The 21,999-nt window shown below is 40.6% G+C and carries 19 protein-coding genes; 1 reads left to right on the forward strand and 18 read right to left on the reverse strand.

The features are described 5' to 3' along the window. Nucleotides 1-7: 7 nt before the first annotated feature. The 10 genes from icmH to DZ860_RS03010 all read right to left on the reverse strand — a co-directional run bounded on the left by icmH (nt 8) and on the right by DZ860_RS03010 (nt 10,685). The gene (gene icmH / locus DZ860_RS02965; protein ID WP_120029407.1) at nt 8-781 is read right to left on the reverse strand and encodes a type IVB secretion system protein IcmH/DotU; all 774 of its coding nucleotides are present in this window, start codon (nt 779-781) and stop codon (nt 8-10) included. Nucleotides 782-783: 2 nt separating this feature from the next. Next, a complete protein-coding gene (gene tssK / locus DZ860_RS02970; RefSeq protein ID WP_120029408.1) occupies nt 784-2,118 on the reverse strand; it encodes a type VI secretion system baseplate subunit TssK in 1,335 nt (444 codons plus the stop codon). Nucleotides 2,119-2,122: 4 nt separating this feature from the next. After that, complete coding sequence (gene tssJ, locus DZ860_RS02975) at nt 2,123-2,602, reverse strand: type VI secretion system lipoprotein TssJ (RefSeq protein ID WP_120029409.1); 480 nt, start codon at nt 2,600-2,602, stop codon at nt 2,123-2,125. Nucleotides 2,603-2,604: 2 nt separating this feature from the next. Then, a complete protein-coding gene (tagH, locus tag DZ860_RS02980; RefSeq protein ID WP_120029410.1) occupies nt 2,605-4,110 on the reverse strand; it encodes a type VI secretion system-associated FHA domain protein TagH in 1,506 nt (501 codons plus the stop codon). A gap of 3 nt (nt 4,111-4,113) precedes the next feature. After that, on the reverse strand, nt 4,114-5,130 hold the full coding sequence (tssG, locus tag DZ860_RS02985) for a type VI secretion system baseplate subunit TssG (RefSeq protein ID WP_120029411.1): 1,017 nt from the start codon (nt 5,128-5,130) through the stop codon (nt 4,114-4,116). Continuing rightward, a complete protein-coding gene (tssF, locus tag DZ860_RS02990; RefSeq protein ID WP_120029412.1) occupies nt 5,094-6,863 on the reverse strand; it encodes a type VI secretion system baseplate subunit TssF in 1,770 nt (589 codons plus the stop codon). Before tssF ends, tssG begins: the two co-directional genes overlap by 37 nt. Nucleotides 6,864-6,868: 5 nt before the next feature. Then, nucleotides 6,869-7,306, reverse strand: coding sequence for a type VI secretion system baseplate subunit TssE (tssE, locus tag DZ860_RS02995; protein WP_120029413.1), 438 nt, complete (start codon nt 7,304-7,306; stop codon nt 6,869-6,871). A gap of 2 nt (nt 7,307-7,308) precedes the next feature. Then, nucleotides 7,309-8,784: a type VI secretion system contractile sheath large subunit gene (gene tssC, locus DZ860_RS03000; RefSeq protein ID WP_165862833.1), complete on the reverse strand. Its 1,476-nt coding sequence runs from the start codon at nt 8,782-8,784 to the stop codon at nt 7,309-7,311. Between the two features lie 41 nt (nt 8,785-8,825). Then, nucleotides 8,826-9,332 (reverse strand): type VI secretion system contractile sheath small subunit, encoded by a 507-nt coding sequence (gene tssB, locus DZ860_RS03005; protein WP_120029415.1) that lies wholly within the window; start codon nt 9,330-9,332, stop codon nt 8,826-8,828. A 333-nt stretch (nt 9,333-9,665) separates the two neighbouring features. Beyond that, nucleotides 9,666-10,685 (reverse strand): SEL1-like repeat protein, encoded by a 1,020-nt coding sequence (locus DZ860_RS03010; protein WP_120029416.1) that lies wholly within the window; start codon nt 10,683-10,685, stop codon nt 9,666-9,668. A 767-nt stretch (nt 10,686-11,452) separates the two neighbouring features. Here DZ860_RS03010 and DZ860_RS03015 point away from each other — a divergent pair. Further along, nucleotides 11,453-13,408 (forward strand): alkyl/aryl-sulfatase, encoded by a 1,956-nt coding sequence (locus DZ860_RS03015; RefSeq protein WP_120029417.1) that lies wholly within the window; start codon nt 11,453-11,455, stop codon nt 13,406-13,408. A gap of 73 nt (nt 13,409-13,481) precedes the next feature. Here DZ860_RS03015 and DZ860_RS03020 read toward each other — a convergent pair whose 3' ends face one another. From DZ860_RS03020 to DZ860_RS03060, 8 genes are all read right to left on the reverse strand, one after another. Further along, nucleotides 13,482-14,282: a nitrilase-related carbon-nitrogen hydrolase gene (locus DZ860_RS03020; RefSeq protein ID WP_120029418.1), complete on the reverse strand. Its 801-nt coding sequence runs from the start codon at nt 14,280-14,282 to the stop codon at nt 13,482-13,484. A gap of 9 nt (nt 14,283-14,291) precedes the next feature. Further along, nucleotides 14,292-15,539 carry a cytosine permease gene (locus DZ860_RS03025; protein ID WP_120029419.1) on the reverse strand — a complete coding sequence of 416 codons (1,248 nt, stop codon included), beginning with the start codon at nt 15,537-15,539 and terminating at the stop codon, nt 14,292-14,294. Nucleotides 15,540-15,584: 45 nt separating this feature from the next. Beyond that, nucleotides 15,585-16,508, reverse strand: coding sequence for a DUF1177 domain-containing protein (locus DZ860_RS03030; RefSeq protein ID WP_120029420.1), 924 nt, complete (start codon nt 16,506-16,508; stop codon nt 15,585-15,587). Between the two features lie 5 nt (nt 16,509-16,513). Continuing rightward, the gene (locus DZ860_RS03035) at nt 16,514-17,248 is read right to left on the reverse strand and encodes an IclR family transcriptional regulator domain-containing protein (protein WP_165862834.1); all 735 of its coding nucleotides are present in this window, start codon (nt 17,246-17,248) and stop codon (nt 16,514-16,516) included. Nucleotides 17,249-17,887: 639 nt separating this feature from the next. Then, on the reverse strand, nt 17,888-18,979 hold the full coding sequence (locus tag DZ860_RS03045) for an ABC transporter ATP-binding protein (protein ID WP_120029423.1): 1,092 nt from the start codon (nt 18,977-18,979) through the stop codon (nt 17,888-17,890). A 7-nt stretch (nt 18,980-18,986) separates the two neighbouring features. Further along, complete coding sequence (locus DZ860_RS03050; protein ID WP_120029424.1) at nt 18,987-19,805, reverse strand: carbohydrate ABC transporter permease; 819 nt, start codon at nt 19,803-19,805, stop codon at nt 18,987-18,989. A 7-nt stretch (nt 19,806-19,812) separates the two neighbouring features. Then, complete coding sequence (locus tag DZ860_RS03055) at nt 19,813-20,712, reverse strand: carbohydrate ABC transporter permease (protein WP_120029425.1); 900 nt, start codon at nt 20,710-20,712, stop codon at nt 19,813-19,815. Between the two features lie 53 nt (nt 20,713-20,765). Further along, nucleotides 20,766-21,983: an ABC transporter substrate-binding protein gene (locus tag DZ860_RS03060; protein ID WP_120029426.1), complete on the reverse strand. Its 1,218-nt coding sequence runs from the start codon at nt 21,981-21,983 to the stop codon at nt 20,766-20,768. Nucleotides 21,984-21,999: the final 16 nt, after the last annotated feature.

Below are 21,999 nucleotides of genomic sequence, written 5' to 3' on the forward strand. Positions count from 1 at the left end.
TTTATAATTAGAGTATTTGATTTAATTGATTTATTACGTCAGCCGATTTGACGTTAAGTGCATTGGTGTAGCCTAAATAGACGCCAACCCACAACAACAAGAATCCAAGCAAGATGGACCAAACGGGTAACTGTTGCCCTAAGTTGTACTTCGTTTTCACCACATGATCAGTCGACGATGTGAGCTCAGGTAACTCTCGTTCATTCAAAGTACTAATCGTAGTATTTAGGCGGGTAATCACATTCTGACGTTCATTATGCCCCCCTTCCATAACACGATATTTACCCTCAAAACCTAAGATCAAACATTGGTAGATAAACTCGAGCAAAGAACGGTAACGCTTAGGCTCACCTTCTAAACGGCCCAAAATAGTAAACACTTTCTCCCCACCCCAAGTTTCGTTGTGGAATCGCGAGAGCATTGAATATTCTGCCCATACGCTTGATGCGCCCCAGTCGGTACCCATTACCGCTTCATCGAGAAATGCACAAAGAATGTAACGATAAGCCATCAAAATTGCGTGCTCATAACCTTGCTCGGTCAGTTCAATTTCAATTGCTTTGATTTCTTCAACCGTCTGCTTATAGATTTGTTCAATATTGTCACAGTCACTTAAGCTTCGAACGCGCAGTGACAATCCAAATAAAGGCGTAGCTGCATCAATCAGAAGATTATGGTTTTCACCGCGTAGCTGAAACCAATAATCTTGGTCATTATTAATTTGTTCAACGTTGTCGAACAACAAACTACTGTACTGTGTATTCTTTTTATCGATGTCCATAATCAACTCCTAATTGCCCAGAACTGAAGATCAAGATCTTCAAATGCACCTGCCACATGGAAAGCAAATCCACTTGAATGACCAAGTGTTGCCCAAGCCGCACTGGTCTTATCCAATTGGTAATATGCGTAACCAGCGTGATAAGGCAGTTGTCTTGGAGCGACAGGCAGTGGCGTAATTGGAATACCAGGTAATTGCAAAGAAATAAGCTCACGTATTTTTTCAACGGTTGATATTTTCGTTTGCTGGATAAAGAGCCCTCGTAGTTCCGCCAAAGGCATGCGCGCTTTCACCGCAATGATAAATTCTGCATTTTCTATCAAATTCGGATCTTGTATCGGCGCAACCATTAATCCATATTTGCGTTTGTCCAACTGGATTGATACCGCTCTAGGCTCAAGAACAATACTAAGGCTCTGTCTTAAATTCCGTATCAGAGGCCAAAACGAATCACTGGGCATATCGTGGTTATAATTGGGTAATGTTGGAGGTAAACGACTTTCATCCGTAAACGTCGCTAATTCTCCACAGACACAAGCAAGAGACTCAAACAAACGCTCTGGATGCAAACTACGTAAATGAGCCAAATGATGTAGCTGTGGTTGTAGACGGTTTAGCGACTGAAGCAACATAAAATCGGAAACATCTGCGACACCGCCTTGTGATGGCGAAGAAATACGCTGCGCAATATTTTTTGCTCGCTCTCCCATCAAGCCAGCAATTTCATTAATGAAACGTTGTAACGGGGCATTCGTTGCCACATTCAAATGACAAGGAATAAACTCCTGATCTAACACGACACTACCATCTGGCCTTTTTTCTAAAATACGTGCAATTGCAATCGATGCGTATGCACTGCGATCCTCTTTTTCTAACATCAGTTGCATGCGCACTGGAGAAACATCTAATGTCGTCGTATCCCCACGAACACTGTGAACGTCTCTCACTTCTACTCTCTGGCTAGCATAACGGCCTGTTCCGCGTTCTTCCGGCCAATCAATTTCCATCAGTGATTCACTGCGCAGCGGAATCGCCAAATACACCAATTGATGAGCTAATGACGAATCTTCTACTTCAAGGGCATCGGGCAACATATCTTCTTGTGGAATACGAAAAACGGTACCATCAGGCATAATCCCAACCGCTCTCTCAATAGAAATACGGCCAAACGAAAGATACTCGGGGTTTAACACCAATTCGGATACACCGAATAGATTACGATTCACTGCAGCCATTCGTTCATCAAGCACATGTTCAAAGTAACGTTGTTGCTGTTGAAAATGTTGGGGCTTTATAAATAAGCCTTCGTTCCAAATTACACGATTACGCGTAAACATCTTGTTATTCCACCCTTTCAAGTTTCACATCGTAGTCTTTGAAATACATCAGCAGATGGTATTCCCTACCTTTATTCAGTACTTTCACCGCTTTTTTCCATTCACTTAAGTCGGGTTCTGAAAAGTGCGCCATCACACCGATGTAATTGGTTTCCTCATCAATCTCAAATGCATTGACGAACTTAAATTGACCGGGCGTCAGTACGTAGTCGTAGTTCTTAATGAAGTTACTGCGAAGCTCACCTTCATAATCATCTTTCATCTGATCATAATCAGCCGACATGAACATTGAATCATCAACCAATTCAAATACCTGAACGGCAATTGGAGCCGCTTCTCCCCAAATATTAGGGTTGGTGCCATCATCACTGACAAGGCTAAACGTCACCTTGGTAGGTTGCTCAGCTGGTTGATACGATTCTGATGAACTACATGCCGTTATCGTTACCAGTAGTATCAGCAGAGCAAAAGAGCGTATATTCACCTTTATAACTCCAACTGTTTTTCACGAATTTTCTTATCGTAAGATTGCTCAAAGATCTCCCAAAACAGCTTCTCAAAGCCTTTTTGACGGTCAGACGTCAGCTCTTTGTAGTAATGACAATACATCTCCCAAGCCCACGACTCTGGCGTCTGATTTTGCAAATCACCGTTACGTTTGTAATGTTGGAAACGACGCAGTAAAACTTGTGGTGAAAAAGCATTGAGAATTTGGCTGAGTGCTTCCCCTGTCGCATGCTGCATTGCTTCATTATGATCACGAACATTCTTTAAGCTTTCTGAAATCGCAGCAGGAGCAGAAAGGTGGACTAGACTTTTGTCCGCATCATATAAGGTTCGAATTGTTTCTGGGTATGAAAGTCCCAAGCGCAGCGGGTTGTCTTCTATCGGTTGTAGATTTCGATTCATCACACCAAATCGGCCCTCACACACTTGCTGGTTCAGCTCTAAAAGACCTTGTACGCATGCTTTAAGCGATTCTCCAAGCTCTTCCGATAACATGTGCATTTTGTCCATATCATGCGTATCACCCACATCAACACCTAGCCCAGATAACATTGGCCCGGTTAGTAAGTGGTTTGCATTCATTGAAGACGCATTCTGCGTATCACTAGTTGGCTGATAGCTTCGCGCCATTTCTTCTTCCAATAGATCTAATACCTTATCGTTCATCCCTAAGCCCTCTGGTGCGTGTAACGTGTCATGATTTTTTTTTGAATCAGTTGGCATTACCTTTGTCTCGTATTGCTTAGTTACAACTGATTCACTGTCTGTTTTATTTCGGTGAAAACCGAGAATCTTCTTTAAACGAATTGATGATGTCATTTCGTATTCACTATCTGCTTGTTGGGTAAATTGAGGCTGCGCTAGGCCAATATTGCTTTCCAGTACAACATTACTTCCCGGTACAATGCCCTCTTGTTCAAATGAAGCGGATTTAATCTCTTCAAGTAACGAATCTTGGTGAGTACTCTGTGGCCTATCTTGTTTCGATGTTTTCGTGAACAAATCATTCAATGCAGTAAGAGGATCAATAGTTTGAGTTGCTATTCTCTCTCCTGTATCCAGCAGTTCAACATCACCATCTTTGAGCAAATCAAATCGATCTCCATCAAACAATGTATTGATTGATGCTGAAACTTGTGACGACTCATCACCTACTTGAGAAAATGTCACTCTGATTCGATAAGGGCCGATTCCCACTTCATTGTTATGTTCAAGTCGTGCTGACAGCCCTTTACCTAATGGCATATGTGAACCATTCACATACGTAGCGCCGCAAAGATCTTTAACGCAGAACTCCCCGTCAATGATTGCGACTTCACAATGTCGATGCTGGATACTTCCTTGTGCATCGCTTAACTGCCATGCAACGCCATCAGCGGCACCAATTACGCCACCATCTTGAGTAAAAACATGCTGAGCCGATAAACCCGAACGAAGTCGCTGAGCATTACTTACTACCATTGAAAGTACTTGATTTTTCTGCATACCCTACTGTCTCACTTGTATCAATACGTGCTTGTCTGACATGTCCCCACCTAAGAAAGAAGTCCAACCCAAAGCCACATCATTTCCGCGGTTCAGGCTCATCTCAGGCACTTCCTTTTCACGCATCGTAAGCTCTAAGTCATAAGCCATTTGCTCACGCAAAATAAACTCCACCAATTTACACAAAGGTTGATATTCCTTGCCCGATGGTAAAAAGTCCGCGAACCGTTCTTGAGATAATCCATTGATACATATGGTAAATTTCCCATTACAGTCCATAACAGAATCACCAAGCAACGTGTTCACACCAAGTTCACCGTTTTGTTTGCCTAAACTGAGTTGCTGGTATGCTTGTATCGCCACTTTTCTTCTTACCCATTGCTTGATCGTTACATCCGGCAAATCAAAACAGTGAGCAATGATCCCTGATACGACTTGAGGAGATCGGCTTCTCCCTGCCAACATGCCTGAGTACGCAAGCATCTTGCACCAGTTGATTGGGGTTTCTCCCCGCAGATCCGCATCTCCAAGCCCAACTAAGGCAAACAACTGTGAAGAGAGTTGATCTTGTGCATCAGGTTGAAAGCGAACGTAGTAACGATACTTTCGCCAAATTCGATACACTAAATTAATCAATCGGTTATTAAAAAAATCTAAAAATGGACGTTTAAATCCACCTCGGTCCTCTTCAACCAACTGCTGTAAAATAAATCCGGGCAAAGGTGACTGAGCGCCAGCTAAACCAAAAAAATTAGTTTGTAAAACAAGGCGTTCGTCTTCTCTCTTTTCTAGGTCAATCACATCTGCTGGCGCAAAACCCAAACTTGGATTGGCACTAAATACCAATTGGCATACTCTTTCCCAATCTTCCGATTCCGGATTTAATCCATGAAGTTTTTGCAACAACTCAACCAATTGATAGAAATTGTAATTGCGCACATCACTTGGTAAATCAATCAAAGACTCCTGCAAAGCAGCTATCTCTAGATCAATGGCTGCATTCCTGCCTGTGTTCCCCATGTATACTTCTCTTGATTGGATGCATTAATAACCACCAACTCATGAAAGGAATTGATGCTGGCATAAAGGGCAAAGAAATGGCTCAAAACGGTACCAAACAGATACAATTCACCTTCCGACCCAAAGCAGTTTTGATCGATATAAATAGTGGATTGCAAACCTCTCACTGGTAGACCTCGGAGAATTTTATCCACGGGTTGAGACTCTATTTTCTGTATCCCGTCCAAGCGCAGTTGTGCGACTCGCTCAGCTTGGCGATCCACAAGAGCTCTGAAGTCATAAGCTCGCAGTACGCTGCTTAATGCATCTTTCGATAATAACGAGAGATAATTCAAAGAGAGGTTTGAAATCAGCATCCACAGTAAACTACCGTCAAGAACCGGACGTAAAGATTGAGAGGGAACAGTAATGTTACTAAAAGTAGCAAATGGTGGAGATGTATCGGTCGGTTCACAGATGTCCCCTACCCCTAACTCCAATGGTAATAGGCGATTGGTACACGTCAGTTTAAGTGATACCGCTTCATCTACTTGCATCGACTGAGTTTCATCTCCGCGAATGAACGCGATAAAATTATCAAAACCATCGCCACGAATACTGTCTTTCACACGAGTGCGATAATATAAAGCTTCACGATTCCGCACTCGTTCCACTTCATGCTGAAAGCTTTCAAACGCCGAATAAACCCGTTTTTCGCCTCGTACTCGTTGACTTGCTTGTGTCTTATCTTGCCAGCCAAATACACCATCGACACTAAACACCTCATAATGTGCCGGATAACGACTAGAAGGAACAATGCGATATTCTGAACGCTTACCACTTAAGTCAATTGGGTCAGCATCATGTTTAAACAAATTGATAACCGGCGTACAGTAGAGCTGGAAATTGTCTTTTCTCACTCTGACGTCAGTGGGTAGTGTTTTTGAAAAACTGATTTTTAGCTTAAATTCACCAGTCACCGATTTTGGTAGCGCACTCGCCAATCGAGTAACATCAAAAAAGTGAAATGCCTCAGGAAAAGACAAGTATTCCTGTAAGATTCGATAACCCTCATAGACATTTTCTGGGTATGGGAGTAATGCTTGCTCGCTCTCAAATCCAACCATCTTGACGGTATTTCTAGGTAATGAAAAACGAGTTCCATCGACTTCAAGCCAAACATTATCAAGATAATGATTGAGCCATAAATAAAGCATCTGTGAGCTGTATTTGTCTCCGCCTAAATAGAAACGAAGATCATCAAGATTAGCATCGCCGACACTATTCTCACCTAACATGTTCAGCGAGATATCAATTACGCTCGCCTCCCGTGTATGGTAAGAAGTCACATCGTTACATCGAATAGGATAAACATTCACATCCCTGCAGGTTCTAAAATGGCACTGAGTACCAAACACTGGTTTACTATCAATTTGAGCGCCGCGAGAAACCTGATGTTTATCACTAACACTTTTATCCGGCGCAAATGCCACAATACTCATACTTGGTACCGGGCGAAGATAATTCGGCCAAAGCATATTGATAATGGAATGGGTTAACTCCGGAAATTCATCTTCCACTTTCTCGCGTAAACGTGCTGTCAAAAAAGCAAAACCTTCCAACAAACGTTCTACATCCGGATCGGTGTTTCTCCCGTGTAAAAAACGAGAGAGTTGAGGGTGAATTTCAGTGAACTGCTTTCCCTGTTCTTTAAGGAAAGCAAGCTCTTCTCTGAAGTACTTATCTTGAGTCATAATGTTTAATACACTTGATACTTACGGTTTTGGTCCAGTAACAAACTGAGTTGAACTCGGTCATGTAACGCTTCGCTGTTAATTTCAGCGACAATATTGAAGCGCAGCATCAAAGGACTAAATGCATCTGATTCCGCTCTGATTTCAATATTGCGTAAACGCGGTTCGTAGGTGACTAAACAATCTTGTATCGCTAACTTGATTCGTAGCGATAAATCTAATGTTTCTAAAGTTGCATCATTAAAATCCACTAAGCCTAGCATTGGTGCGCTTTGCGCCTCCCCTAGACGAGTGTTTAATATGTTGGAAACATTACGCTTTATTGATTGAAGTACATCCATGGCATTTGGCCCTTGTGTTAAGGACATCGGTTTGGTGCCAGTTTCTAGACGTTCTAGAAATCCGACACCAAATGCGCTCTCTTCAGGTGCGATATATGTCATCGTTATGCTTGATCTAATCGACCCACTAGGGATAGTTCAAAGTTGGCACCCATGTATTTAAAATGAGGGCGAACTGAAAGCGAGACTTGGTACCAACCAGGTTCACCTTCGACATTCATCACTTCGATCTTCGCAGCACGAAGCGGACGGCGGCTACGAACATCTGCTGGTGGGTTTTCCTGATCCGCTACATATTGTTTAATCCAACCATTCAGCTCTCGCTCAAGATCTTGACGTTCTTTCCATGAACCAATTTGTTCACGCTGAAGTACTTTAACGTAGTGTGCGAGACGGTTAATAATCATCATGTAAGGTAGCTGAGTTCCTAACTTGTAGTTAGTTTCCGCTTCTTTACCCTCTTTCGTATTAGGGAATACGCGAGGCTTTTGAATCGAATTTGCCGAGAAGAATGCGGCGTTATCGCTCCCTTTACGCATGGTTAGCGCAATAAAGCCCTCTTCAGCCAATTCAAATTCTTTACGGTCAGTCACAAGAACTTCTGTCGGGATCTTACTTTGCAACGCGCCCATCGACTCAAAAACATGCACAGGAAGATCATCAACTGCACCACCACTTTGAGGGCCGATGATATTTGGACACCAACGGTATTTGGCAAAGCTATCAGTTAAGCGTGTTGCAAATGCAAACGCCGTGTTACCCCAAAGGTAATGTTCGTGTGATGAACTAACATTTTCCTCATAATTAAATGATTTGATTGGGTTATCAATTGGGTCGTAAGGAACACGAAGTAGAAAACGAGGCGCGGTTAAACCTAAGTAACGTGCATCTTCAGATTCACGCAGAGCACGCCATTTGGTGTACTTTGGCCCCTCAAATGTTGATTTCAAATCTTTAATGTTTGGTAATTCTTCAAACGAATCAATACCGAAAAATTCAGGACCAACACTAGAAATGAATGGAGCATGCGCCATCGCACCCAAAGCACCCATGAACTGAAGTAATTTCATGTCTGAGGATGACGGCGTAAATGCAAAGTTACCAATGATGGCACCTGTAGGTTCACCACCAAATTGTCCATAACCTGAAGAATAAACGTGTTTATACAAGCCAGTTTGTGTTGTCTCTGGAGCAAATTCAAAGTCTTCTAATAGCTCAGCTTTAGTCGCATGCAGCAAATCCACTTTGTTGTTTTCACGAAAGTCGGTACGGTCAATAAAAAGCTTGAGGCCTCGCCATGACGATTCCATTTGTTGATAACTCTCTTGGTGAAGAATTTCATCCATTTGAGCACTGATCTTTTTATCCAACTCAACAAGCATCTGGTCGACAAGTGACTTATTAACTTGGTCTTCAGCGTGATTTGAGCCAATTAAGTTTTCAACAAATGCAGCGATCCCTTTTTTTGCGACGTTGTAGCCTTCATCACTCGGTGCAATGCGAGTCTGAGCCATGATCTCATCAAGTAGGCTTCCCTGTTGAACACTTTGTTTTTCTGAGACGACTTCTGTAGTAGACATCAATTTCGTTCCTAAATTTGATTGATTACAATAATGACGACTTAAGCTTTGGGCTCTTCTTGGTCACCAACTAAGCTCAGTTCAGCCAACAATTTCTCTCGCGATTCCTCAGAGCTCAGTAGCGTTTGCAAGCGCTCTCTAAATGCAGGAATGTTGCCTAATGGGCCTTTCAATGCCACTAAAGCCTCACGCAGTTCAACCAACTTATTTAATTCAGGAACTTGAGCAGCTACAGCGTCAGGAGAGAAATCTGCTAACGATTTGAAACTCAGTTCAATGGGGAGTTCAGTCCCCTCCTCATCACTTAACTTGTTTGGTACCGTCGCGGATAATTTAAGATCGCTCTCACGCATTACCGCTTCAAAATTATGTTTATCGACCGATACTGATTCTCTTTCTTCAATTGGCGTTTCCTCGCCATGACCTTTGAAATCACCGACAACAAGGGTTTTTAATGGCAACTCGACTTCTGCCTGCGTGTCCCCTGTCGATGGGATATACTTAATATTTACGCGCTCTTTAGGAGCAACACTTCCTTCTTTAGACATTTTACGTCTCCAATACCTATACCAACCGTGCAAATACTCGAATCGAATCGTGATAAACGACAACAATTTGCCAATTCGATATTGCTATGACTTTATAAATTTAAATAACTGTTATGATTATTATTTGTTAATTACACTAGTATCATTATTGATCAAGCCAAAAAATAATTTTAGACAAACTAAATAATCACTTTTTGGCGCACAAAAAACAAACAACCCAAGTCTAACTATTGGTTCTAACAAACCATCCGCTCACTATATAAATCACAATAGAATAGAAAGACGGAAAACCACTCCTAAAAATTATGCATTACACAATATAGGCATTCAATATTATTGAACATCCCATAATTTGTCATGATTATAAAAATAATGGCTATTCTTATATTTGAGATACATCTCGTCGGATTTTTCTTTTTCTTCGGCGCTCATCTCTAACTCTATTCCGTCTCGATTAATCGCTAAGGAATTATAAAGTTTTTGCATTCGCTCATTACCAGAGGAAGTAAGATATAGCTCTAAATAAGCCCTGGCCTTCACCCTATCGTGAGGTACAAATTGATAAGTATGACTTTCACCCATTAGTATTTTTGCGACCGCTGCTAGTGATGTAATATCTCCTTTTTCCAATGTCGCCATACGCCATTGGTAGGCTTGTTTAAACTGACCTTTGCTTTCTAAGATTTCAATATAGTTTTTCATTGCAGGTATGTAATTAGTCTTCGCAGCAGCTAAATACAGTCCATTGACTTTAGCCTCTCGACTCAGCGATACCAGAACATTACCACCAGTCTCATCTATAACTTTGGCCTGTTCCATCAAAGCTAATGGATGGTTCAAATTAGAGGCAACATTAAGATAATAAGCAGCAAGCACTTGATCTGATTGCTGATAAAAGCGAGATAACTCATACATGGCTTGGGATGGATTCTCACGCCCAAGTAAAATAACATTTGTATAATATAGAGTCTTCCAATACTCAATCTCTCTATCCATCAACCAGTTAGCGTTCATGTACAATTCATACATCGCGTTGCGATGGCCAAGTTGTCCTGCTTTCAATAGGTACTTTCGCGCTTTTAAAGGCGACCTAACTGTCGCCCTATCGTCAGACAACTCCATCGCATAAAGATAGGCAGCCGCCCCATGATCATTATCTGCTGCATGCTTTAGATAGACTCGCGATTCCATATTTTTATACTGCGCGCGCAGTAGGCGACCTTTTTTATAAGCATTCTCTGGAGAGAGGTTATTCACCTCATATTGGATCTCTTCATTCATAGCTAGTGGGGAAGATATTGAAGCCATTGAAACGAACAACAATGAACAAATTGAGATGATTTTAACCCACATTTTGACACACCTTTTTGACACGCATAGATACGATTTCCACTTGTTAAAACAACACCAACTTTTTAAGCGAGATTCGCCTTTAACCATATTTAGAGTGATGCCAACTACAAATGTCTATTTAAGATAAACACGCAAACGTTTTCATTATTAAACTAGCTATAACCTTACCGACACACACATAAAATTCAACATATAGCAGTCGCATAATAACGTCATTTATAATATCTAAGGTATTTATAAAATAACAAACAAAACAATAAGACGTTATCTTTACTCAATCCTAATAAATTCATGACAAACATAATTTCTTTTAATCTAAGTAACTACTAATATTTTTCAAATTTTTATTTTCTCAATTCGAACCAAATTTAAATGTAATTTCATGAAACAAATTCTCAAATAATAAAAATTCACAACTAGGGTATATTAATAAAATTTGGATGAAAAACTAATAATAAACATATTTCGTTAACCACAATATCAAAGCGAACATATTTATTTTATAAATAAGTTTAAATATAATAAATTCACCATACTGTAATATCTCCAAGCACGTTGGCGTATACGACAAGCGAGTGAATCCTCGGTAGTCTAATCGAGTGTTGACTTAATTAATCTAGTATTTCAATGTAATTAATTATAAAAATATCATTATTCTCATCTGTATTTTAGATTGGCATCTTGTTTTCGTACATTAGGATAAAGGAGATGAATAACCCCCTCTAAGCTAAAGAGTGACTATAACGATAGATTTCATGGAGTGAAGTATGACGCTAAGAGTGGCGATAATAATAGCATTGTTTGCCTCATCGGGATTAAGTGCCGATGACTCAAAGCCGGCAACAGAAGCTACTATTGCTGAGAACAACAAAGTAAAACAAACATTACCCTTTAACGATAAACAGGATTTTGCCAACGCACAACGAGGCTTAATCGCTAAGCAAGATGTTGTCACGATCAAAAATGCCAACGGCGACGTTGTTTGGGATTTAGAGGCGTACAAAAAATACATTACCTCTGAAAACCCATCTCCGGATAGCGTAAACCCCAGCTTATGGCGCAATGCTCAACTGAATATGATCAACGGCCTTTTCGAAGTCACAGATGGAATATATCAAGTTCGTGGCTATGACTTATCTAACATCACTTTTATTAAAGGCAATACCGGTTGGATCGTGTTCGATCCGCTGATCTCTCAAGAAACAGCGCGAGCTGCCCTCGACTTTATTAATGATGAATTAGGAGAAAGACCTGTCGTTGCTGTGATTTACAGCCACAGTCATATCGATCACTTTGGCGGCGTACGTGGTATTGTCGATGAAAAAGACGTGATCTCTGGTGATGTGACTATCATTGCCTCAGATGGTTTTACTGAACATGCCGTGTCTGAAAACGTCATTGCAGGAAATGCCATGGGCCGACGTGCTGTTTATATGTATGGAGCTCTGCTGCCAAGAAATGAACGCGGTGGCGTCAATGGCGGTTTAGGTCAAACAACATCTACTGGGCTTGCCACGTTAATAAAACCTACCGATATCATTAAAGAGACTGGTGAAAAACGCACAATCGATGGCGTTAAAATGGTATTTCAGTTCACTCCAGGATCTGAAGCCCCCACAGAAATCAACACCTATTTCCCGGACAAAAAAGCATTATGGATGGCAGAAAACGCGACCAATACCATGCATAACATCTTAACCTTACGTGGCGCTCAAGTTCGTGATGCGTTGAAGTGGTCTAGCTACTTACAAGAAACCATCGAGATGTGGGGAGATAATGTTGATGTGAAGTTTCAAAGTCACCATTGGCCAATGTGGGAGCAAGAAAAGATTGTTGATTACTTCAAGAAGCAGCGTGATATGTATAAATACACTCACGATCAAACTGTTCGCTTGATGAATCAGGGTTACATTGGTGAAGAAATTTCGGAAGTTATTCAATTCCCAGATGAGATTGACAAAAACTGGAGTACTCGTGGCTACTATGGCACGCTACGCCACAATAGCCGTGCTGTTTATCAACGTTATATGGGTTGGTATAACGGTAACCCCTCTGACCTAAATAACCTTCCTCCATCTGATGCTGCGATTAAGTACGTCGAATATATGGGTGGTGAACAAGAGCTACTCAAAAAAGCCAAGATGGATTTTGATGCAGGTGAATACCGCTGGGTAGCAGAAGCATTAAAACATGTCGTATTTGCAAACCCAAACAGTGAACAAGGTAAACAACTGCTAGCGGATACCTACGAGCAATTAGGCTACCAAGCTGAGTCTGGCCCATGGCGTTCTGTCTATTTACAAGGTGCTTATGAACTGAGAAATGGAACGCCTAGTGCAGGTGGTACAAACACCGCCTCCCCTGACATCATTAAAAATATGCCACCAGAGATGCTATTTGATTATTTAGCGGTCCGCTTATTGCCAGAAAAAGCAGCAGGACCAAACTTTGCGATCAACCTCAACTTCACCGATCTAGATGAAAAATATACGCTCTACGTTGAAAACTCAGTGTTAAACCACACTAAAAAGCAAAGTGAAGAACCTGATGTCTCTTTAACTTTAACCAAAGAAGTTTTAGATGATGTTCAGCTAGGCAATATTACCTTTGAGCAAGCAATTGCGGATGGTGATATTAAAATTGATGGCGATAAAAAAGTGTTCAATGATTTTATCGGTATGCTCGATTCATTCAACTTCTGGTTTAATATTGTTACGCCTTAAAATGGCATAAAAGTATACACCATTCCACTCAGCATAAGGCACCAAGATTTTGGTGCCTAGTGTATTGGAAAAATTAACGATAGAGAGTAGGTCTTCGATCTTTCAAGTAAGGGATCTCTTGGCGATATCTTTTCACCTCATTAAGTGCTATTTCCACTATCTGGTAACCCGGCTTATCATCCATTTGAGCAATGACCGTACCTCGAGGATTACAAGCATAGCTATGACCAAATAAATTTAGCCCGTCAAAGTCCATCGTTGCATTGATACCCGCAACAAAAAAGTTATTTTCCAATGCACGCTGACGTAAATTGATGTCCCACATGTCTTTATCTTGAATTCGCCAAGCCGCAGGAACAAGCAACAACTCAACGCCATCTTTGCATAAAGTCCTTGCCGCTTCTGGAAAGCCAATATCGTAACAGATCAATATTCCAACTCGCCCGAATTTGGTTTCAACAGCTTCAATCGCATCCCCAGCGCGAAAATACGAAGCTTCCAAAGCCCATAAGTGCGTCTTTGCATAACTCGTTAGCTGATTACCTTCATCATCAAAAAGTAACGCACTGTTATATACCACTCCTGGGATTGGAGTTGGCTCGACAATTGGGCACAATATATAAACACCTAGCTCCTTCGCTAAAGACGAAAATAGCGAGAATGTACTCGAATGCCACTGCTCACCAAGTGATACGGTATCTCCAGCCAAATATTGTAAGTGGTAACCTGTATTAAACAATTCTGGTAAACAAAGAAAATTAGCACCATCTACTGCTGCAGCTCGGCATTGTTTAATTGCAAGAGCAATATTTTCTTCAACGTTTCCAGGAACACCACCGGGCTGAATCATTGCTAGTTGAATAACGTGTTTCATTTACTTCTCCTATTGAGGCTGTACTTTCGCAGTTGGTACTCGAGTCATGATCAACCAATAAGCCAAACCTGAAACAATAATTGCATTTACTGGCGGTAAGCCTAGGTTAAACTTGTTAGAAAGCATTGAAACGATAAAACCAAGTACCCAAGCCGCAATCGCATACCAGTTAAAACCCTCTCGTTGTACAAATGTTTTACCTTGAATGAGATAGTACTCTGCCCACATCACACCCGCGACAGCAGGTACTGCAATACTCAATACAGAAAGAAACATTTGAAATTTAAAGATCAAACCAGATGCCGCCAGCGCGGTACCAATCAAGCCGGCAACCAAAGTTAATGTAGAACGACTCACGCTAGGGAAGATATTTTTTAACGCCAGCCCACCTGAATAGGCATTACTTAAGTTGGTTGACCACGCTGCCAATAACAAAATGAGAAACGCCCCCCAACCCATACCAAGGTTTGCCATAACAGCGGTAATATCCCAAGTAGGAGAATTGATTGCCATGATACCGGCCGACAACTGTTGAACGAATGAAATAAAACCAATTCCAACAACAGCGATAATCGCGACATCTTTAACATTGCGGGTATAACGTAAATAGTCTGGTGAGATAACAGCACCAACGATCACCACTCCAACAACTAGATTTATACCGTCGAGCAATGAAATTGCGTTCTCAGCCAATGGTTGATAATCGGAAATAGCAATACTGTTGTCGACTGAAAATGCCTTGTATAAACCATAAACCATCAACAAGATCAAAGGAGGCAAAGCTATCGCATTAAACTTTGCCATCAATGAAAAACCATACACAGCAACTATCATCATCAATAAACCAAGAACGATGATTGCCAGAGTCAAATTTACCGATGGGAAAATTTGTTGAATTGAAAGACCTGCCACTCCCGCTTGAATACCAAACCAGCCAAAACTCGTAAAGCCGAGCAATAATGAGATCATCCATACACCGCCTTTTTTACCAAAGGCTCCTGTCGCTAATACATAAGTATTCAACCCCTCACGAGCGGCGATATTGCCCTGAATTGTGGCGACAACGATAAGAATTAAATTTCCAATAATCGCGGCGGATATTAAGCCAGACACACTCATTCCCGTAATTAGAGCGCCACCAACCATCAACTCACTCAACGCAATATTACATCCTAAAAAGTTGATTAATGGGGCTTTCCATCCGATACGTTGATCCTTAGGTACAGGATGGTTAATGAGATTTTCATTCTCTTTCATAGTTGGTTCCTTTAACTAGTTTTATTTTGTGGAATGACGTTCGTATCAGCCTTGTAAGTGCTGCATGCTGCCATATAAACTACTGAAGATTTCAAACTGTTCAGTGCAGAAAAATTTACAGTTGCCTGCGCTCATCTGTTTTGCTGTTTCTACACACACAGACGCTGCTAATGCGATATCCGAGGCATGACTAGCACCGGTAGCACAGCCAGGAACTGTAACCGCTGATGTGATGGCCAACCCGACGACAGGGCACTGGGCTGCAACCGCGGGCTGTAAAATACTGTTAATATGATAAAGACCATTGCCATATGGTGTAATGTCTAGCATAGATAGAGGGAATGTCACTGCTGGATGACCAGTGCAAGTTTCTACGATTCGAATTAAGTCATCAGACACATGCAAAATAGCGCCCTTAAGAACCGTTGGGGAAAGTGCAATACCCTTGTGATTAATGATGCGATTCCCTTTGGTTGTATCAATCGAAATAATTGCATCACAAGATTGGTCTACTTCGTAGTGATTCATTTCTGCCATTGAGACGGGAGAATCCATAAAATCCACTGGTTTATGAGGGAATGTAGGCGCATCCGGACAAATATGAGTCGTAATAATTACATCCGATTGAATACGGTCACCACGTTTATACATATCTGCGAGCTTTAATGCCGTAGCTATCGCAGCGACCGCTCCATCAGCATCAGAAACTAAGCCAACATGCGATGGCCGTGCACCAATACCACCTAAACGACCTATTACTCCGAGTGTTGGAGAAGAACCACGGTTCAACTTTCCAGACAGCCCTGGAATAATAATTTGAACAAAATCTGTTTTACCTTTTTCTCCATGAACTGTATTAACTTCACAATAAATCCCTTGATACTGTTCAAAGTGATCTTTAATTACAGCTCCATTAACATGAGGGCAATCTAATAATTCCATTGCAACTAACGTTTGTTTTAAAATCATATTTATTACTCTATCCAATATTTGTCTTTTACTTGAATACCAATTTGTTTTGCCACAGCAAGTAATGACTGCTCTGCATTAATTAATACATCTCTATCTAATTGGTCGAGTGGATAAGATAAACACAGACCAATAACATCCCCTGTCATTGGGTGGCGAACATTCGTCGCCATAGCACCAACCCCAGCAACAGATTCCCCTTCCGCCCTAATGCAACTTTTGCTATTAACCATTTTTATTTGCGCTGCGAGCTGGAAAGAATCGTACTCAGAGTAATATTCACCTAACACACCTAGAACGACAGCTTTATCCATGCGAGATAAGATGGAACGTCCTACTGCTGTCTTGGCCGCACACACTCGACAACCAACAGGTGAAACTAATTGTTGCTGTAACCGATGACCTGAATATGAACGTGTTACAATAACGCTATGACCTGAAAGAACCGATATATAACCTGCTAACCCAGTCTCTCTTGATAAATTCCCCATCACTTCTGAAGTTATATCAATTAAATTATTCGATAAAACATTAGTTGCAGAATTAATAATTAAATTACCAAGTACAAACTTTCCTTGTTTATCTTTTTCAAGAAAACCAGCTGCTACCAAATTAGCCAACAATCGTGACAAAGTACTTTTAGGCAATCGCGTATGCGATAATAATTCTGTATATGAAAATCCGCTATAACTTCCCTGTAATTGATACTGAGAAATAACTAAAGCTATTTTAGTTAACATTCCTTGTTCCATTTAACGGAACTAGTAGTTCCACTTCCATATTCATTACATAATAGACAGGTGATAATTTCGTCAATTAAATTGGCAATGAAATTCTTATCTTGTGAGAATACTAACTCAGGTTGATTTTTCGCCATATAACGAAGACCAACAAACGCAACACTGCGAACCAAGTTGCTTAACAAGTTCAACTCAACTGGTAGCATTCTCCTCACAATGACGATAATTAGATCGTATTAGTTTATATAAAATCTCGCTTGAACAGCTTTCAAAAACAAAAAAACAAGCTTAGGTAGTGTATTTATTTCGGTTTTATTTGTGATCAATTCGAACATGGAACGAGAGGGTATACAGATAATAAAAGCGATAAAAAGTACACAGCAACTCGCTTTTTATGATTTCTTGCTCTTATTTTTTAGTTAGAATTCGTTTGTCCAAACATGATGGCGAAAAGCATTGGTTGAATCTGCACTTTTGGGGAAAAGATGAGGAAACATGATTGAACTGACTAAAAGTTAACGGATTACTTCCTTTGATTCCGATGACTTCCTTTAATAAAAAAGTAACTAAGCGGTTTGAGCACAACCGCTTAGTTTATTTTTAGGCTTCTACTGTATTAGGCATTAGCTCCACTTTCGCTTAGTCACTCTTTCGTAAGCTACAATTAAGCCCTTTTGAATCAAATATATAACAGGCATCCGCTTCAAACGTTAAACTGACTTGTTTTGTTTTATCTAGCAAAGGTTGATCCGTTCTGGCCACTAAACACTCATCGAGTCCTGTTAGCTCAGTATAAATCAAGCTTTCGTTGCCCAATTCTTCAACAAACTGTACGTTCACCATCAGCCCATCAGGATTATTCATCGACATATGCTCAGGTCGAACTCCGACTGTGATTTGTTCGCCGACTTCTAGAGGTGATAAGGTTCCGCCTACATTAAACTGGTAACCTGTTGTCGTAGAAACTCGGTATCCATTTTCTTGAACGTTAATAACTTCACAAGGAATAAAGTTCATCTTAGGAGAGCCAATAAAGCCAGCCACAAACAAATTCGCCGGATGATGATATAGCTCCATCGGTTCGCCAATCTGTTCTATATGCCCTTTATTCAATACCACAATCTTGTCTGCTAATGTCATCGCTTCAACTTGATCATGAGTGACATAAATCATCGTGGAACGTAAACGTTCATGAAGCTTTGAAATTTCCATTCGCATCTGAACGCGCAGTTTCGCATCAAGGTTTGATAATGGTTCATCAAACAAGAATACTTGCGGCTCTTTCGCAATTGCACGGCCAATCGCAACACGTTGACGCTGACCGCCTGACAATGCTTTGGGCTTGCGATCAAGCAGGTGATCAAGTTCCAGAATCTTACCAATTCTTTCCGCAACTTCATTGCGTTCCGCTTTAGACTTACCTGCCAGACGCAAACTAAATGTCATATTGTCTCTTACGGACATATGCGGATAGAGCGCGTAACTTTGGAACACCATGCCAATACCACGTTCAGCAGGCGTTTTATCATTCACTAGTTCATTATTGATTAGTAATTCACCACTAGTTATATCTTCTAGCCCAGCGATTGAACGTAACAAAGTGGATTTACCACACCCTGACGGCCCTACGAAAACAACAAACTCTCCATCGTCAATCTCAAGGTCAATATCATGCAGAACATGGACTTGCCCAAATTTCTTATTGATCTGTTTTAATTCTAATTTAGCCATAGTGTGCCTATCCTTTCACGCTGCCTGAAGTAAGACCAGCAACGATCTTTTTCTGCATAAATACGAAAACAATAATAATTGGAGTAACGTACATCACCGACATTGAAAGTGCAGATGTCCAATCCACACTGTTCGGCCCGACAAAGTTACTGATAATCACGGTTACTGGAAGTGTATCGGTCGATGATAGCAATGATTTTGAGTAAACGTACTCACCCATCCCTTGCAAGAAGTTAAGCATCGAAATAACTAAAATATGATTTCTGCAAAGAGGAAGTACTATTCTGAAAAACACCCCTGCTCTTGTACAACCATCCACTTTTCCAGCATCTTCTAGTACCTTGGGGATATTCATAAAACCAAATCTAAATAATATTATGCTGTAAGGTATACCTTTACTCGCGCCAGCAATAATAACCCCGAGATAGGTATCATTTAAGCCTAGCGGTAAAAACATCATATACATAGGTGTCGACATAATCGCAGGAGGAAGAACTTGCATTAACAAGATCACAAACAATGCGATATCAACCATAATATTATTATATCTTGATAAGACATATGCTGGCCCAACACTAAACAATAAAACAATCACAGTCATACCAGATGCTATGATTAGACTATTTATAAAGTGACGATGAAGCTCATAATCCAGAAACACATCAATAAAATTAAACTGTGGATTTGCCGGAAAAAATGTTGGTGGAAATGAAAATAGCTCCGCCATGCCTTTAAATGAAGATATATATAACCAATACAATGGAAATAAATACACCAATAGCGTCATTACCGCTATGATCGTTAAACTATATCTACTTGCCTTCATCAGTTACCTACTCAATTTCGTTTCGTGAACAAAGCACATAAGCCACACATGAAATCAGCATAATAAGAAGGATTATGACCGAAATTGCTGCACCTTTACCAAATTCGAACTCATTGAACGAAGCTGTCCAAGACCACAATTGCAATACATTACTACTGTTAGAGGGCCCCCCCTGCGTCAATGCCATGAATAAGTCGAACTGTTGCAATGTGAAAATGATCCCAAGGGATATCACTGAAATAATTGGCACTTTTATCAGAGGAACAATTATATAAAAGAACTGTTGGAATGGGTTAGCACCATCGACATGAGCAGCTTCCAGTGTTTCTTTTGATATATCATTGAGAGCGACACTTAACATAATCATGTTAAATGGGATACCCAACCAGATATTAGCGATAATGACACTCGTTAGTGAGTTATCAAAATCAGACAACCAAAATATTGGTTGATCTATAATCCCCACAGTCATTAACAAGTAGTTAATAATTCCGGAATCACCCGCAAACATCCATCCCCAAACAGCACCTATAACTAATTGAGGCATTATCCAAGGAACTAAGAACAATCCTCTTATGGCATCACTGCCAGGAAAACCCTTAAAGAAAATCATTGCAATAGTAAAAGCAATAACAAACTGAAAAAACACTGATGCTAGAACAAAAACCAGTGTATTTTTTAAAATTAACAAAAAATCAGGATCTTCAAAAACGATAAAAAAATTATCTAAACCAACAAATGGTCGAGATATATCACCAAGCGATAATGGGCTCACTTCTTGAAAACTGATTATTATATTATATAAAAGAGGGAGACCTGAAAAACACAATAAGAATACAACTGGAATCGCAATTAAGGCGACATCAAAGTATTTCGAATCTAGCAGTTTTTTCCGGATAATATTCATAACTCTATCCTTTGTACGATAGCTGGCACTCAGACGAGTGCCAGCCTTATTTCTTAGCTCTTATCTACAATCTTCTCGATGCGTTTTTCCGCATTTACAGCTGCTTGTTCCGCAGTAGTACGACCGGTTAAGATTCTTTGAGTCATATCAGATAGAATTGGAGAAATCTTACTCCATTCAGGATGTGGACCTCGCGGTTTTGCTGATTCTAGCTGCGCACTCAATACTTCAAAAACCTCTTGGTGATTCTTGTTATTTGAAGAAATCGTAGCAACTGGTGACATATTGCCATAATCATTCCAAAGTACATCTTGGTGCTTACGAATATCTTCTAGTAATTCAAAAGCCGCCTGAATATTTTCTGCTTTTGCTGGAATAGCGGTATTGATCCCACCTAAAGCAGAAGAGCGGATATTGTATTTTTCGTTGTATGGAAGAACCGCAGCGCCCCACTCAAAATCAACTTGAGAGATCTCTCCAATCATCCAAGGTCCGCCGACTAAGATAGCCGTGGTTTGAGACATAAATGGAGCTGCAGTTTGACCTGTCGACAAACTGTCTCTAGAAACGATGCGATCGTCGATCATCCCTTTTAAGAAACCTAAAGACTCCTCAACGGCCTTAGGCTCTAAGTTATTCCAATCAGCTCCTACCATTTGTAACCATGGCAGTGATTGGAAAACCCCCTCTTCAGATTGTGGGAATGAAAAACGTAAACCGTAACGCATCTTGCTATGATCAGTTAACTTCTCTGCATACTCACGTAGTTGAGTCCATGTTTGCGGCGGTTGTTCAGGATCTAAGCCCACTTCTTTAAATGCGTCTTTGTTGTAATACAAATACAAAGAGTTAGTCGTACTTGGTAGACCATAAGCTTTGCCATCCAGCATCACCGTCGCTTTTGGCCCAGGGAAATATTCTTCCATTTTGATCGTGTCTGACTTCGCGATATATGGATTAAGGTCAGCCAACACACCTAGACTGGCAAAGTACTGATGATATGGGTTATCAATCTGGACGATGTCTGGAATATTACGGCCTGTCGATGCCGCTTTTAGCAATTCATTGTTAAGTTCATCAATAGAGAAAAGTCGCACGTTTAGTTTAATATTGGGATTTTCTTCATCCAACTTCTCTAACAACGGCTTTTGCTCTCGCTCAATCCACCACACATTAAGTTCAGTCTCGGCGTAAGCATTGAAAGAGAATGAAGTTGCACTAATAAGTGTTGCAAGGATGCATTTTTGTTTCACGTTATTGAATTTTTTCATTTTAATTTCTCTTATT

Source organism: Vibrio sinensis, from assembly GCF_003605645.1.
Lineage (GTDB): Bacteria > Pseudomonadota > Gammaproteobacteria > Enterobacterales > Vibrionaceae > Vibrio > Vibrio sinensis.

Coding starts and splice junctions, on each gene's coding strand:
- tssK (WP_120029408.1), bottom strand. CDS start 2,118: ATGTTTACGCGTAATCGTGTAATTTGGAACGAAGGCTTATTTATAAAG.
- tssG (WP_120029411.1), bottom strand. CDS start 5,130: ATGGGGAACACAGGCAGGAATGCAGCCATTGATCTAGAGATAGCTGCT.
- DZ860_RS03045 (WP_120029423.1), bottom strand. CDS start 18,979: ATGGCTAAATTAGAATTAAAACAGATCAATAAGAAATTTGGGCAAGTC.
- tssE (WP_120029413.1), bottom strand. CDS start 7,306: ATGACATATATCGCACCTGAAGAGAGCGCATTTGGTGTCGGATTTCTA.
- DZ860_RS03015 (WP_120029417.1), top strand. CDS start 11,453: ATGACGCTAAGAGTGGCGATAATAATAGCATTGTTTGCCTCATCGGGA.
- tssF (WP_120029412.1), bottom strand. CDS start 6,863: ATGACTCAAGATAAGTACTTCAGAGAAGAGCTTGCTTTCCTTAAAGAA.
- DZ860_RS03050 (WP_120029424.1), bottom strand. CDS start 19,805: ATGAAGGCAAGTAGATATAGTTTAACGATCATAGCGGTAATGACGCTA.
- DZ860_RS03025 (WP_120029419.1), bottom strand. CDS start 15,539: ATGAAAGAGAATGAAAATCTCATTAACCATCCTGTACCTAAGGATCAA.
- DZ860_RS03055 (WP_120029425.1), bottom strand. CDS start 20,712: ATGAATATTATCCGGAAAAAACTGCTAGATTCGAAATACTTTGATGTC.
- DZ860_RS03035 (WP_165862834.1), bottom strand. CDS start 17,248: ATGTTAACTAAAATAGCTTTAGTTATTTCTCAGTATCAATTACAGGGA.
- DZ860_RS03030 (WP_120029420.1), bottom strand. CDS start 16,508: ATGATTTTAAAACAAACGTTAGTTGCAATGGAATTATTAGATTGCCCT.
- DZ860_RS03010 (WP_120029416.1), bottom strand. CDS start 10,685: ATGTGGGTTAAAATCATCTCAATTTGTTCATTGTTGTTCGTTTCAATG.
- DZ860_RS03020 (WP_120029418.1), bottom strand. CDS start 14,282: ATGAAACACGTTATTCAACTAGCAATGATTCAGCCCGGTGGTGTTCCT.
- tssC (WP_165862833.1), bottom strand. CDS start 8,784: ATGTCTACTACAGAAGTCGTCTCAGAAAAACAAAGTGTTCAACAGGGA.
- tssB (WP_120029415.1), bottom strand. CDS start 9,332: ATGTCTAAAGAAGGAAGTGTTGCTCCTAAAGAGCGCGTAAATATTAAG.
- tagH (WP_120029410.1), bottom strand. CDS start 4,110: ATGCAGAAAAATCAAGTACTTTCAATGGTAGTAAGTAATGCTCAGCGA.
- icmH (WP_120029407.1), bottom strand. CDS start 781: ATGGACATCGATAAAAAGAATACACAGTACAGTAGTTTGTTGTTCGAC.
- DZ860_RS03060 (WP_120029426.1), bottom strand. CDS start 21,983: ATGAAAAAATTCAATAACGTGAAACAAAAATGCATCCTTGCAACACTT.